Raw genomic sequence first — 14,749 nt, forward strand, 5'->3', positions numbered from 1 at the left:
GACTTGGCTGGTTCAGGCTCTCGCCCATTGACCAATATTCCTCACTGCTGCCTCCCGTAGGAGTCTGGTCCGTGTCTCAGTACCAGTGTGGGGGACCTTCCTCTCAGAACCCCTATCCATCGTAGACTTGGTGAGCCGTTACCTCACCAACTATCTAATGGAACGCATGCCCATCTATCAGCGATAAATCTTTAACAAATATTTCCATGTGGAACCCCTGTTTTATGCGGTATTAGTCCGACTTTCGCCGGGTTATTCCCCTCTGATAGGTAGGTTGCATACGCGTTACTCACCCGTGCGCCGGTCGCCACCAATGTATTGCTACACCGTGCTGCCCCTCGACTTGCATGTGTTAAGCCTGTCGCTAGCGTTCATCCTGAGCCAGGATCAAACTCTTCGTTGTTTAAATTGTTTTTATATCTCTATGCTCAGAATCCGTTATTTTATTTTCAAGTTTTTGACGGTATTAATTATAATACTTGTACTACTTGTTGATATGTAAATCTTTCAAAGAACTTTCGCTTTCTTTTCGATTGCGGCTGCAAAGGTAAGGACTTTTTTTTAACTGCCAAATTTTTCAGAAGAAAAATTGAAAAGTTTTTTTTGAGTCGCTGTGGCGGTTGGAATTTTGCTTAGAACTTCTAACCTCATCCCCTTTCCTCAGGTTACCTCTTTCATCATGTTGGTGCGCCGTTCTCTCTCGAATGCGGGTGCAAAAGTAGTCGATTACTATATACACTCCAAACTTTTTACAAACTATTTTTCATTTATTTTTTCACGGCAGGCACTGTAATATAATGTACGCACAAAGAAGGAGAAAATTATGCATCTGGCTTTTCGCTTATCTTAAATGAATGAAACCTCGCTTTGGAAAAGTTAGTTTCTCGCTTGGAATAATTAATCGTTTGATATTTATCCTCTATTCGTTCGACAGTTGTCGAATAAATAGAGAACGTCTGTTTAATGAATAGAGAATGATTGTTGAACGATTAATTATTCCATCAGAAAGAATAGTTATAACATTGGGAGATTTGCAGGGAGACCCGGGGAAAAAAGAGCCCTATGATATAAGAAGCGCATCTGTCCAAAACTGACAAACGCCCTGAATATCTTAAAAAAATATTCAGAGCGTTTTCACTAACATAAATTACTAATTACATTACAGGCGCATCCGGAGCTTTTCCCGGCTTCGGTGCTTCTCCTTCTTTATAGAAAGGTAACGGTCCCATTTTATATTCATCCGGACCATAACGAAGAGTGGAAGCCATAATCTCATCCCAGGAAATAGGTTTTCCGGTGTAAGCGGCCTCACGTCCCAGAATAGCAACCTGAGTAGAATAGGCCAATGCTTCTGCCTGATTTATTTTCTTATCCAGACGGATTGATTCAACAAAATGCACATGTTCCTGATCATATGGATTCTTTACAGGTTTATTCTGATAATCATATTCCCAAAGAGTGTTTCCATTATAATCCACAATTTTAATTTCACCCCGGTCATTCAGAGAGGCCATCCCCTTGGTTCCATATACCTGCTCGGATACATTTCCGTCACAACCGTCAATCTGGCGGGCAGTCGCCAACATGCGTTTGTTATTGTTATAATAATAATCTACACTGAAAAAGTCATAGATATCACCCGTCAGGCGCTGCGCACGACCACCGAAACCAACAGCACGGATAGGACGGTCTTCCATAAACCACGTTACCACATCAATATTATGAATAGCCTGATCCAACAGGTGATCTCCACTTAACCATTTAATGTTAAACCAGTTACGAATACAGTATTCCATATCGCTCCATTCCGGACGTTTGCGCTTATTCCACCATGCCCCCTGGTCCCAATGAGCGGAAGAAGATACGACATCACCGATCAATCCGTTTTTTACCTGCACATAAGCCTCCCAATAATCTCTACGATGACGGCGTTGATTACCTGTTACAACAGTCAACCCTTTAGATGTTGCAACTTTGGCTGCTGCAATTACTGTACGTATTCCGGTCGGATCGACAGCACAAGGCTTTTCCATAAAAATATGTTTACCTGCCTCAACCGCCGCTTTGAATTGCTCCGGTCGGAAATGTGTAGGGGTACATAACAGGACTACATCGATATCATTCATTGCCAACACCTTCTGATAAGCATCGAAGCCTAAGAAACAATTGGCATCAGGCACTTCATTTTTAAATTGTTCAGACAATACTTTCCGGCAGGTCGCCATTCTATCCGGGAACAAATCAGCCAAAGCAATAATAGACACATTCGGTCCTGATTTGAGGAATTGTGTAGCCGCCCCGGTTCCACGATCGCCACAACCCACCAAAGCTGCTTTTAAGGGTTTCCCATCAGGTGCCACCTCTACGAAAGAGAACATTCCCAATTCTTCCGGAGAATAACTCTTCGCAGCCGTTCCTGCACTTTGTTGTTGTGTACATGAAGTCATTACAGCCGACGACATACCCAGTGGTATTCCGGCACCCAGCAATGCTGTGTTTGTTAAGAAATCTCTTCTTTTCATGGTATTAATAATAAAAATATAGTTATTAGACGCTCAAATATATAAATTCATCTGGAATAAAACAAACATAAAAGATTTTTTATAGACCACATTATTAGAGACATATATGGATTTTAGATGTATTTTAGACAATAAGAAAAATGATATTGTATAAAATACGGCAAGTATTCTATAGAACCAGCACGGTTCTGTAATACAATAACTAAAAATAGCAAAACAGACAGAATATCCTTATACAAATCATATTTTTTGTACCTTTGAAGCATCAACAATAACATAATCAAACGATGAAAAGCGCAAATTATCTTTTCCTCCTCGGATTAGGACTTACTACTTTAATCTCCTGTAAAGAAGTAAACGCCCCTGATCCTGTTTATCCTGTTCCAACGCCTGAGCAGGTGGAATGGCACAAAATGGAGACATATGCCTTCGTTCATTTCGGTCTAAACACATTCAATGATCTGGAATGGGGATACGGGAACACGCCTGCTTCCACCTTCAATCCTACAGATTTAGATTGCGAACAATGGGTTCGTACGATCCAGGCTGCCGGATTAAAAGGGGTGATTCTCACCGCCAAACATCATGACGGTTTTTGCCTGTGGCAAACAACAACCACAGAATACAGCGTTAAAAATTCTCCCTGGGAAGACGGAAAAGGTGATATGGTAAAAGAGCTTTCCGACGCCTGCCACAAACACGGATTGAAATTCGGTATTTATCTCTCCCCTTGGGATCGTAACAGTGAGAATTACGGACAACCGGGATATGTAGAAAAGTTCCATGCCCAATTACATGAATTAGTCTGCAATTACGGTCCGTTGTTCGAATACTGGTTTGACGGAGCTAACGGCGGCAACGGTTGGTACGGTGGCGCAAATGAAACGCGTTCTATCGACCCGAATACCTATTATAAATATGAACAGGCTGTCGACACGATTAAAAAGTATAATCCTTCCGTCATGATTTTTGGAGGAACCGAACCGACCATCCGCTGGATCGGCAATGAAGAAGGCTGGGCGGGTGATACTCAATGGAGTATGTTCACTAAAAAAGATGGCATACATTATCGTCAGAGCCAGTGGGGACTGGAAGACGGTGAAGAATGGCTGGGTGGCGAATGCGACGTTTCCATTCGTCCGGGTTGGTTCTATCACGCACGTGAAGACCATCAGGTAAAATCATTATCACATTTAGTCGATCTGTATTACCGGAGTGTCGGACATAATGCAAACTTCCTGCTAAACTTTCCGGTTGCATTAAACGGAAAGATCAGTCCGACGGATTCTATCCGTGCAGTCGAATGGTATCAAACTATACAGAACGATTTAAAAACCAACTTATTAAAGGGAGCATCCGTAAAAGCCAGCAATTCCCGCGGCGGCCAGTTTAAGGCTGACAAAACGAATGACGGCAATTGGGATTCTTACTGGGCTACAGAAGACGGAGTTACAAACGCTACGCTTACTTTCACCTTCAGCAAACCGACGGATGTAAACCGCCTGATGATACAGGAATATATCCCATTGGGACAGCGTGTCAAAGCATTCACCATCGAAACAGAAAAAGACGGGCAATGGACACCGGTTGAAGCAGCCGATTCCACGACGACTGTCGGCTACAAACGTATCGTCCGTTTCCAGACTGTCAATGCAGACAAGATACGCATCAACTTCCTGGATGCACGCGGCCCGCTATGTATCAATAATGTAGAGGCTTTCTTGGCACCGGCCTTATTAACCGAACCGGAAATCAGACGTGACCGCAAAGATGTTGTTTCTATCCGGGTAGAAGATAAAAACTCAGAACTCCATTATACGACTGACGGCTCGGAACCGACAAAAGATTCCCCCCGTTATACCGAACCTTTTGCTTTTGCTCAAAAAGGAACAATCAAGGCTATCTCGTACGACCGTACCTTCGACAAGAGCAGTCCGGTTTCCGTAAAAGAGCTGGATATTCCGGTATCCAACTACACTGTCATTTATCCAAAAGACGAGAAAACAATAGCAATGTTCGACGGCAACGGATATACGACATTCTATTTACCGAAAGGAAAACAGGAAATCGAAATACAGTTGGCAAATGATATGCCGATTGCCGGCTTCCGCTATGTACCCAACCAGGGACGTGATGCCGGAGGACATATTTCAAATTACCAGCTGTTTGTAAATAACAAGAAAGTTGCAGAAGGCGAATTCTCGAATATCAAACATAATCCGATAGAACAGGAAATCCGTTTCCCGGCTGTAAAAGGAAACAAGATACGGTTTGTAGCAACCCGCATCGTCGATAATCAGCCCCAGGCAGGGATCGGTGAGTTTTCGGTAATTACAGAATAAAACCGGTATTACAAAATCAATACGATTCAAATAAAAAGGAGTGTTGGACATATACGTTTCGACACTCTTTTCTTATATACACCACAATGACATTTTATTCAGACTTGATCTTCCCCGACGGTTCAACCGGGAAGAATCATCAAAGTTTCATTTTAATGCCCTGTATGCGTTTTCTATATCAAAAGGAAACCTCGCTAATGCTTTTCTATGTTTCGTTGTTCAAAGTTTCCGCTGATAGCTTTTCTTTGACAAATACAATCTTATTTACTTAGTTCTAGGGGAACTCTGTCCATTTGGACTATCTTTATAGTTATAACAGAAACTGTTTTATAAAAATATTTTAGACTCAGGACGATAAACTTATTGGTGCTTGCTGTCGTTTTTTTAGTTATTGAAAAAAACGTTGGCAAGTTATACAAAAATATTACAACTGCAACTTTTTTTATCATAAAAAATTCGGCTCCATTAAACATTAAGCAGCAAGAACCACCGAAATCAAACTAATGAAAGCTATTTTTCACGCCTTTTAAACGATAATTAACATCGAATCCTCATGTTATAGCAAATTTCACTTTTCCCTACCCACAAAGCACCTGATACTCAACAGGCTAAAATTCAAGAAAAGAGCATGACGCCGAGATTCAGAACAAGCTCATTAAACCCTCCTTATGACTAATGGACAGAGTTCCCCTAGGACTCAGATATAGCTTATTTAACCTTAGTGAAAATTGTAGTTATATTATATAATTTAATGTGTGTGAAATGAAAAAGTTAACTTTTACTTTACTGTGCCTTGTGATCTGCATGTGTACAGTAGTAGCTCAAAATGTGAAGGTGACAGGTACTGTTACCGCCGCAGATGACGGTCTACCGATTATTGGAGCATCAGTTCTTGTTAAAGGAACAACGATTGGTACAGTAACGGATATCGAAGGTCGTTTCTCTTTGGATGTACCACCCGAGGGCAAAATTTTGCAAATCTCGTATGTCGGCATGAACATGCAGGAAGTGGCTGTAAAGCCTGTTATTAAAGTACTCCTGCAATCAGACACCCAGAATTTGGATGAAGTTGTCGTTACGGCAATGGGTATTACCCGCTCTGAAAAGACCCTGGGGTATTCAGCAACGACCGTTAAGGCCGATGAAATTATCAGCTCACGTACGACCAATGTTGCCGATGCCCTCTCCGGTAAGGTTGCCGGATTATCGGTTAGTTCCACCTCTTCTGACCCGGGTTCGGTTAGTAACATTGTAATCCGCGGTTTCAGTTCTATCAACGGAAGTAATCAACCACTTTATGTAGTTGACGGTGTACCTTTACAGAATAATATGGTTTCCGGTGATGGCAAAAACGTATCAACCGGAGGTATTTCAAGTGTGGCTTCTGAAGATATCGCTTCGATGACTGTATTAAAAGGAGCAGCCGCAACCGCCCTTTATGGTAGCCGTGCCGCTAACGGTGTGATCGTGATTACCACGAAATCAGGAAAGAAAGGCGACGGACGAAATTTCTCAATCAGCTACAGCGGTAATGTACAGGCTCGTATGGTCTCTTTTCTGCCAGAAATGCAGAACTCGTTCGGACAGGGATGGAACGGTGCACAGACATATATTGAGAATGGCTCCTGGGGCCCTCGCCTCGATGGATCAATGCAGGTGTATGGCCCGATCTGGAATAATCAGCAATTGATTCATGAATACAGTGCAAAAAAAGATAATGTAAAGGATTTCTTTGATCCGGGTTGGTCGCAGAACCATACGGTTTCCTTGAGTGGTGTTTCTGCCGACACAAAGATGGATTATTATCTGTCTTATTCTTTTACGAAAGATGACGGTATCATGCCGAAGGATTATGATACGTACGAACGTAATACGGTAGCTTTCCGTGGCGGCTATGAGGCGACAAACTGGCTGAAAGTGTCTTCTTCCCTTAATTTTGCACGCAGCCAGACGGATGCAGTCGGCAGTTTCCAAGGTACATCCGTGATCGACGGCGTGTTTGAGTTACCTCGCGACATCTCTATCGTAGACATGAAAGATACCAGTTCACCGTTCAATACACCGGAGGCGTACTTTACTCCTTACGGTATCACAAACCCCTACTGGGCATTGGAAAACAATTACAACCATACGGCTTCGAAGCAGATTTACGGTAAAGTACAGGTAGATGTCACCCCGATCAAAGAGTTGAAACTTTCCTATCGTATGGGCTTCGACTATACGGACTATGACCGTAAGGTAGGTACTCCACAAATTAACCTGGACGACGCGCTGATTGACGAAGACTATGGATATGCTCCTTCCAACATGAACCAAAGCGGACATGTATATACCCGATATGGCCGTCATTACGAATTGAATCACGATTTCTTGGCTAATTATTCTAAACGTTTCCTGGATAACAAGCTGGATGTCAACGTAAATGCCGGTGTAAACATGAACGAACGCGGATATACGCGCATGACCGGTCAAACCGACGACTTGTCTTTCTATTCCGGATTCTGGGATCTGAGCAACGGTTCTACAAAAACAACATTGTCGGAAAGTCAGAATAAACGCCGTTTGGTAGGTCTCTTCGGAGATGTAACCGTTGGTTGGGATGATATGATTTATCTGAACTTAACCGCTCGTAACGACTGGTCGTCTACATTACCTATCGACAACAACAGTTTCTTCTATCCGGGTGCCACATTGAGTTGGATCTTTACCCGTCTAATCCCGGAAAATGAAGTTCTTACTTTCGGAAAGGCTCGTTTAGCATATGGTAAGACCGGTAACGATGCAGATCCTTATCAGACAGGCCTGACTTATATACAAGGTACGGCAAATGGCTATTATGGCAGCGACATATCCAAGTTCCCGATGAACGGAGTGAATGCCTTTATAGCTTCTAATACTAAAGGTAGCAACACATTGCGTCCGGAAATGACATCTGAATTTGAAGTCGGCATGAACTTACAATTCTTCAACGGACGTTTTGGAATCGATGCAGCCTATTACAACCGCAAAACGAAAGACCAGATCTTCACTCTTCCGACCGATCCGTCAACAGGTTTCAGCTATATGGTAACCAACTTCGGTGAAGTCAGTAACAAAGGTATCGAATTAGTTATCAATACCACTCCGGTACAGATTAAAGATTTTCGTTGGGACTTGAGTTTCAACTTCTCAAAAAACAACAACAAAGTTCTTTCATTACCTGAAAGCCTGGAAGGCGGAAAAGTTTCCATCTATAACTTCTCTGCCGGTAACGATGCGATTTATATGTATGCCGAAGAAGGTAAGCCGATGGGGCAGTTCTATACTTACTTACCTAAGAAAACTGCAGATGGAAAGCCGATCGTAGACGCAAACGGTTATCCTGTTTTAGGTACATCGGTCGAAGATACCGGCAAAAACATGAATCATGACTGGACAGGCGGAATCAATACTGCTTTTACCTATAAAGACTTCACATTGAGCGCAGCTCTGGATATTCGTAGCGGTGGTTATATGTTCTCACGTACGAAAAACCTGATGCAATTTACAGGTAACGGTGTAGTTACAACTTACAATGACCGCCGTCCGTTCATTATCCCCAATTCAGTTGTTGATAATGGCGATGGCAATTATACCGAAAACACCACCCCGATTTATCTGGGCAACGGCAGCTATCAAACCTATTTCAATGATTACGGATATGGAGATGGTGGAGAAGCTTATTTGCTTGATCGTTCATTCGTTAAATTGCGTAACATCAGCCTGACCTGGAATGTCCCGAGACAGTGGGTGCGTAAGATGTCATTGAGTAATTTGGCCATTACGGCATTTTGTAATAATGTATTTACCTGGACCGCATCAGATAACCGCTACGTAGATCCGGAATCAACAACCGTATCACAGTCTTCTTATGGTGACCTGGCAACACAATTCGGTGAACTGTATACCAACCCGTCTTGCCGTATATTCGGATGCAACCTGAGTGTTAAATTCTAAAATGAGGAGAAAATAAAATATGAAAAAAATATTATTGGCATCTGCACTGCTTTTGGGTGTAAGCTTCACTTCTTGCAACAGCTATTTGGATATCAACACTGATCCCAATTCGCCAGCCGAGGAGAACGTTGAGACTTCCATGTTAATGCCTGCCATCGAAATGAACACGGCTTCAAGCTATGGTAATTTTTTGCGCATCGCCGGAGGTTTCCATGCCCAGCAATACGCGCACTTATTCGGAACAAGCAACTATTTGGACTATTCAAAGTTCAATATGTCGGCTACTCGCAGTAGCGGAACCTATACACAATTCAATCAAAAAGCATTACAGAACCTGAAGACATTACTAACCAAGGCCGCAGAACAGGAAGATTGGGGAACCTATTTGGCAGGAACGGTTTTGCGCGCGTTTGTTTACGAGGCTTTGGTTGATTGTTATGGCGAAGTGCCTTATACAGAAGCACTGGATTTAGAAAACTTCCCGACTCCTAAATATGATGAAGGACAGGTGGTTTATGAAGGAGTGATTGCAGAAATCAATGAGGCATTGGAAAAGGTTTCGGCATCGAATATTGTATGCACCAACTTCCTTTTCCCGTCTTCAACGGCCGACAAATGGATCCAGTTCGCCAATGCATTGAAGTTGAAGATGCTGATGCGTATGTCCGGTGTGAAAGACGTACAATCAGAAGTGGCTGCTTTATTAGCAGAAAACAACTTCCCTACCGCCGACGTTTCTTATAAAGGATGTTGGAAGAACGAACCTGGGCAGATGAACCCGTTCTATTCGGAAGAATTTGCTACGACCTGGGGATCTACGCAAACCAATATCGCTGCCAACCTGGCGATCATCGGTACGATGCAAGTAAAGAACAGCGAAGGCGCTGTCGAATATGAAGATCCTCGTTTGGCTGCTTTCTTTCAAAAAAACAAAAGCAGTGAATATATCGGTGGTATTTCAGGAACCAACTATCCGAAGTCTACCAGCAAATTGCAGGATTGGTGTCGTCCGGTGGCCACATTCGATATGCCGGTTTACCTGATCACCGTATCAGAAGTTGAATTCTTCAAAGCTGAATATTATGCACGATACGGATCTGCGGCCGATGCCGCCACTCATTATGCGGCCGCCATCGAGGCTTCTTTTGCTTCTGCTAACGTAAGTGGAGCTGCCGACTATGTAGCCCGTTATCCGTTCGATGCTTCCAATTATAAGAAGAGTATCGGTATCGCAAAATGGGTAGCCCTTTCCGGTGTCAACCCGTTCGAAGCCTGGTGTGAGATGCGTCGTTTGGATTACCCCACATTCGGTACAGCCAAAGGTAGCGACTTTTATACCGAAGGCGATCAGGAATCATACAATACATCCAAATATGTTCCCGGTACGCTGTACACGCCGATTCAGGTATTTGGCGAAGTGGGTACAAATAAATTGCTGGAACGTTATCCGTATGCAGAAAGTTCTTCTTCCCGTAATGAGAACACACCGGCATTCCCGGGATATACGTCACCGGTGTTTTGGGGTAAATAATTTAATTTAAAAGAGAGATTTATGAAAAAAGTAATTTATAGTTTATTGCTTTTTTGCGGTCTTTTCGGTTTATGGGGCTGCGAGAAAACAACAGAAGGTCTGACTAAAGTGACCCATTATGTGAACTTCGAACTGAATGGTGATGATCCCATGCTAGTACCGGTGGGCAGTACATTTTCTGATCCCGGTGTAATTGCCATGGAGGGAGAAGAAGACGTGACCGCTTCGGTAACTGTCAATAGTGATGTGAATGCAGATCAGATAGGTCTATATTCCGTGTCTTATTCTGCTGCGAATGCGGATGGATTCTCCAGTTCGGCAAAACGCTCGGTGATTGTCTATGATCCGGAGGTCACAACAGATGCTGCCGGTGATTATACGGTGGATTCAAGCGTCAGTTATCGAAAGGTGAATGGTGAACAAGTTCTATTCAAAGGAGATTTCAGTGTATCTGTCACTTTGGTAGCACCTGGCATATTTGCCGTATCCGATTTTCTGGGAGGTTGGTATGACCAAGGAGCCGCTTACGGTGCAGCTTATGCCATGAAAGGCTATTTCAAACTGAATGCAGACAATACGATCGAACCGCTCAGCAGTTTACTTGCTGGTTGGGGTGACTCTATAGACAACATGAAAGATGGGAAATATGACCCGGAAACAGGACAGATTTCCTGGTATATCGACTATGCAGGACAAATGACATTCTATGTAATAATGAACAAATAAACGGATAGAAATTATGAATAAACATATTATTTGGCTATTTACCCTGCTGGTATTCGTATTGGCAGGTTGCGAAAAAGACGAAATAGGCAACACAGCAACCGAAGCACTTGCCGGTGAATGGAAAGTGACGGTAGATGCGGTAGATGAAGGAGGTAATGTCATTGCCGAAGATTGCTATGGATTAGGGCATATCCTTATGAATACCTATAACACGGCAGCAAACACACCTACCGAAATGTATGTAGACGATATAGGCAACTTTTGGAAATATAAAATACGGGTTAAATCGGATGTCAATGCGTTGACATTTGCGACCAATGGTGCTGCTCCCAATGAAGCCGATGAATGTGATGTGACGATTGACGGCGGTAAAATCTTATTGGGAGCTGCTACGACACCTCATGGAACACCGGCGGACAGTATTGTCTATTATATCTCATTCAGCGACGATGAACCTGGCATGAGGTATAAAGTTTCCGGATATCGCTATACAGGACTTGCTGTTGATGATTAATAGATAAGAACTATTTATAAAACATATAAGTTAACCAAAAAATCTTACTAGACACACTTGACCGGAGTTAGTAGTGATACCAGCTCCGGTTTTTATTATACATAATACCAAATTAGTCCAATGCAATCACTTATACTTCGAGACCATACTTTATCCCTATAATTTACGACGAATATGTCATAAACCAATGTGTCACTTTTTCACTATATGTTTTTGATATTGGAATATCCGGGACTTTCTCGACTCCCAGTTCCAGATAAATGCCGTCTTTTTCACGGCGTATCACCTTTACCTGGTCGAAATTAACCATATATGAACGATGGCAACGTAGCACATTCGTTTCGGCCAGACTCTCTTCTATGGATTTCAAAGAGTTACGCAACATGAACTTTGTCAGTACTCCCTTATTGAGATACCAGATACACACATAATTATCCGCCGATTCTATATACAAAAGATTCGTCCGTTTCACCGACAGCCGCAATTCATGCTTTTCGTCATAAAAAGAGAAAACCGTAAGTTTGTTTGCCGCCTCTGCCCGATCCTCTTCCAGTAACCTCAACTGCCGTTCTTTCTCCTGATAGGAAAAATAGAAATGTAAGACCGAATAGGGCAACAACAGAACCAGGCTTGTGTTGATAGCCGACTCTTTGAAAACGCTTAAATACTCCCGCTCCGGATTCAGTACCAAAGTGTAGATCGTATAAAACAAAGACATGAAAAATATCTCCAGAATAATCCACACCGAATATGCACCTACGGAAATGGCATGTTTCCTGCCCCAATAATACATCACAATCCGGCTGATCACCACCACCAGCACACCGGTAAGAATAATCAGACTGGAAAAAACAAAAAACTTAAACTCTGAAACCCGATACCAGTTCGACGAACTGAACGGCTTATATATATTGATAAATACCAAAGCGAAAAACGCTGTCAGCAGGATCAGGCGAACGATGTTCGACTTTTCATAAATATAACCGGGTATTTTATGACCGAGCATTCCCATATCTTTTGCCTCCTATTTGGAGAACAAATGTACTAGTAAATCCCGAAACATTCACCCCGCCATTCCGGTTTATGTCCCAGTTGGAGTTCATTGGAACCATTTATTTGCAAGGATTGTTTTAATAATGTTTGTTTGCATCAAAAAATCGATTGTTATGGATATCTCACTTCGCACACAACAACTGAACAGCCTTTTCTCGTACGATAAAAAGGCGCATCTGAAAGAGAGCCGTCTGGAAATAATTCCCTTTCGCTTTACACAAACGATAGGTGCCAGCGAAATTAACGAATTCCAGAAAGAACTCGAAACCGATAAAAGATTCCCCCCCGTTATACCGAACCTTTTGTTTTTGCTCAAAAAGGAACAATCAAGGCTATCTCATACGACCGTACTTTCGACAAGAGCAGCCCGGTTTCCGTAAAAGAGCTGGATATTCCGGCATCCAACTACACTGTCATTTATCCAAAAGACGAAAAAACAATAGCGATGTTGGACGGCAACGGATATACGACATTCTATTTACCGAAAGGAAAACAGGAAATCGAAATACAGTTGGCAAATGATATGCCGATCGCCGGCTTCCGCTATGTACCCAACCAGGGACGTGATGCCGGAGGACATATTTCAAATTACCAGCTGTTTGTAAATAACAAGAAAGTTGCAGAAGGCGAATTCTCGAATATCAAACATAATCCGATAGAACAGGAAATCCGTTTCCCGGCTGTAAAAGGAAACAAGATACGGTTTGTAGCAACCCGCATCGTCGATAATCAGCCCCAGGCAGGGATCGGTGAGTTTTCGGTAATTACAGAATGAATTGTACAGGCACATAATCCTTTGAGCTAATTCAAAGATTATGTGCCATACAATACAAAAAGAGTCTTGTGCTGTTACGAATTATACAACTTCTCTATATCCCTTTTCCGTTTTAATGCCTCCAAGAAATAATAATCAGCATAATTGAGTGGAACATCTATTTCACCATTATGAGGTATACTTCCTACACAATGCATTAATAGAAAATTCCCATTCTTTCCCAATTCCGCACGATATGCCGAAGAAGCCAAGCTCTCCATAATACGGTCAGCATATGCCTTATATGTCTGCGGTTCAGAGACTCCCATCGTTGTTATCTCATATAAGGCAGAAGCGATACAAGCCGCAGCCGAAGCATCCCGATAGTCATTTGGTATGTTTGGAGCATCCATATCCCAGTAAAAAATAAAATCATCAGGAGTATTTTTATGAGTAAACATAAAATGGATTGATTTTAACGCCTGGTCCAGATATTTTCGGTCTCCCGTTTCACGATAACAAAGCGTTAAACCATAGATACCCCAGGCTTGCCCACGGCTCCATGCCGATTCATGTGCATATCCCTGTGCAGTATGACGGAAACGAACGGAACCATTCTCCATACTGTAATCTACCACATGATAACAGCTGCCATCCGGACGATACTGTTCCTTTATGGTACGATCCACATGGGAAACAGCAATTTTATAGAATGTCGAATCGCCGGACAATTTTGTTGCAGCAAATAATAACTCAAGGTTCATCATATTATCAATAATGACAGGACATTCCCAACCACGTTCGGAAATCCATCCTCTGTCAACATTCCAGGACTGAATGATACCCGCCACAGGCCGGAAACGAGTCGATAAAGACCGGGCTGCCTCAACAATCACATTTTTATACTCCTCATCTCCTGTTAAACGTAATCCATTGCCGAAACTGCAATAGATCATAAAACCGACGTCATGATTCCATGTAATGTTTTTGGCATCCTTAACTTCCTCTGTATACTTTCGGGCTATAGGTAACAACGTCTTATCTCCCGTCAATTCATACAAATACCATATAGAACCTGGAAAAAAACCGCTTCGCCAGTCGGTCAGATTACAGTAATAAACGGAGCCGTCTGAATTCAAGGTAGTTGGATTCATAAACTTACCGCTTGCTTCAATAAGTTTTATCTCATTACCTATCTGTTTATGGGCAAACTCAACATTTTCTTCAATAAACTCCTTCTTCACTTCACTACATGAAATCAACGCAGCACAGAAAGCCATACCCATTAAATACTTCATTTTTACCATATTTATATATTTATTTTTGATGTAA

The 14,749-nt window shown here is 42.4% G+C and carries 10 protein-coding genes and 1 rRNA gene; 7 read left to right on the plus strand and 4 right to left on the minus strand.

Annotated features, from left to right (window positions below; genetic code table 11):
- Together NBH14_RS01205 and NBH14_RS01210 are read right to left on the minus strand one after the other, a co-directional pair.
- A 16S ribosomal RNA gene (locus NBH14_RS01205) occupies nucleotides 1-403 on the minus strand; the annotation flags it as partial.
- A gap of 751 nt (nucleotides 404-1,154) precedes the next feature.
- Nucleotides 1,155-2,522 (minus strand): Gfo/Idh/MocA family protein, encoded by a 1,368-nt coding sequence (locus tag NBH14_RS01210; protein WP_233567473.1) that lies wholly within the window; start codon nucleotides 2,520-2,522, stop codon nucleotides 1,155-1,157.
- A 287-nt stretch (nucleotides 2,523-2,809) separates the two neighbouring features.
- Here NBH14_RS01210 and NBH14_RS01215 point away from each other — a divergent pair, with 287 nt between their 5' ends.
- From NBH14_RS01215 to NBH14_RS01235, 5 genes are all read left to right on the plus strand, one after another.
- Nucleotides 2,810-4,864 carry an alpha-L-fucosidase gene (locus NBH14_RS01215; protein WP_186962046.1) on the plus strand — a complete coding sequence of 685 codons (2,055 nt, stop codon included), beginning with the start codon at nucleotides 2,810-2,812 and terminating at the stop codon, nucleotides 4,862-4,864.
- A gap of 762 nt (nucleotides 4,865-5,626) precedes the next feature.
- Nucleotides 5,627-8,839: a SusC/RagA family TonB-linked outer membrane protein gene (locus tag NBH14_RS01220; protein ID WP_186962045.1), complete on the plus strand. Its 3,213-nt coding sequence runs from the start codon at nucleotides 5,627-5,629 to the stop codon at nucleotides 8,837-8,839.
- 19 nt (nucleotides 8,840-8,858) lie between these two features.
- Nucleotides 8,859-10,370, plus strand: coding sequence for a SusD/RagB family nutrient-binding outer membrane lipoprotein (locus NBH14_RS01225; protein ID WP_186962044.1), 1,512 nt, complete (start codon nucleotides 8,859-8,861; stop codon nucleotides 10,368-10,370).
- 21 nt (nucleotides 10,371-10,391) lie between these two features.
- Nucleotides 10,392-11,096, plus strand: coding sequence for a BT_2262 family domain-containing protein (locus NBH14_RS01230; protein ID WP_186962043.1), 705 nt, complete (start codon nucleotides 10,392-10,394; stop codon nucleotides 11,094-11,096).
- Between the two features lie 13 nt (nucleotides 11,097-11,109).
- Complete coding sequence (locus NBH14_RS01235) at nucleotides 11,110-11,610, plus strand: lipid-binding protein (RefSeq protein ID WP_186962042.1); 501 nt, start codon at nucleotides 11,110-11,112, stop codon at nucleotides 11,608-11,610.
- A gap of 163 nt (nucleotides 11,611-11,773) precedes the next feature.
- Here NBH14_RS01235 and NBH14_RS01240 read toward each other — a convergent pair whose 3' ends face one another.
- Nucleotides 11,774-12,616 (minus strand): LytR/AlgR family response regulator transcription factor, encoded by an 843-nt coding sequence (locus NBH14_RS01240; RefSeq protein WP_128135199.1) that lies wholly within the window; start codon nucleotides 12,614-12,616, stop codon nucleotides 11,774-11,776.
- Between the two features lie 160 nt (nucleotides 12,617-12,776).
- Between NBH14_RS01240 and NBH14_RS01245 the strand changes: the two genes are divergently transcribed.
- Nucleotides 12,777-13,043, plus strand: coding sequence for a hypothetical protein (locus NBH14_RS01245; RefSeq protein ID WP_186962041.1), 267 nt, complete (start codon nucleotides 12,777-12,779; stop codon nucleotides 13,041-13,043).
- Nucleotides 13,044-13,108: 65 nt separating this feature from the next.
- On the plus strand, nucleotides 13,109-13,438 hold the full coding sequence (locus NBH14_RS01250; RefSeq protein WP_250817065.1) for a hypothetical protein: 330 nt from the start codon (nucleotides 13,109-13,111) through the stop codon (nucleotides 13,436-13,438).
- 74 nt (nucleotides 13,439-13,512) lie between these two features.
- On the opposite strand, the gene NBH14_RS01255 is transcribed toward NBH14_RS01250, so the two are convergent.
- Nucleotides 13,513-14,724 (minus strand): glycoside hydrolase family 88 protein, encoded by a 1,212-nt coding sequence (locus NBH14_RS01255; RefSeq protein ID WP_186962040.1) that lies wholly within the window; start codon nucleotides 14,722-14,724, stop codon nucleotides 13,513-13,515.
- Nucleotides 14,725-14,749: the final 25 nt, after the last annotated feature.

It is taken from the genome of Parabacteroides caecihominis (assembly GCF_023656785.1).
GTDB lineage: Bacteria > Bacteroidota > Bacteroidia > Bacteroidales > Tannerellaceae > Parabacteroides > Parabacteroides segnis.

Excerpts from the sequence above, each read along its gene's own strand:
- NBH14_RS01210 (WP_233567473.1), bottom strand. The coding sequence starts at position 2,522 with ATGAAAAGAAGAGATTTCTTAACAAACACAGCATTGCTGGGTGCCGGA.
- NBH14_RS01215 (WP_186962046.1), top strand. The coding sequence starts at position 2,810 with ATGAAAAGCGCAAATTATCTTTTCCTCCTCGGATTAGGACTTACTACT.
- NBH14_RS01220 (WP_186962045.1), top strand. The coding sequence starts at position 5,627 with ATGAAAAAGTTAACTTTTACTTTACTGTGCCTTGTGATCTGCATGTGT.
- NBH14_RS01225 (WP_186962044.1), top strand. The coding sequence starts at position 8,859 with ATGAAAAAAATATTATTGGCATCTGCACTGCTTTTGGGTGTAAGCTTC.
- NBH14_RS01230 (WP_186962043.1), top strand. The coding sequence starts at position 10,392 with ATGAAAAAAGTAATTTATAGTTTATTGCTTTTTTGCGGTCTTTTCGGT.
- NBH14_RS01235 (WP_186962042.1), top strand. The coding sequence starts at position 11,110 with ATGAATAAACATATTATTTGGCTATTTACCCTGCTGGTATTCGTATTG.
- NBH14_RS01240 (WP_128135199.1), bottom strand. The coding sequence starts at position 12,616 with ATGCTCGGTCATAAAATACCCGGTTATATTTATGAAAAGTCGAACATC.
- NBH14_RS01245 (WP_186962041.1), top strand. The coding sequence starts at position 12,777 with ATGGATATCTCACTTCGCACACAACAACTGAACAGCCTTTTCTCGTAC.
- NBH14_RS01250 (WP_250817065.1), top strand. The coding sequence starts at position 13,109 with ATGTTGGACGGCAACGGATATACGACATTCTATTTACCGAAAGGAAAA.
- NBH14_RS01255 (WP_186962040.1), bottom strand. The coding sequence starts at position 14,724 with ATGGTAAAAATGAAGTATTTAATGGGTATGGCTTTCTGTGCTGCGTTG.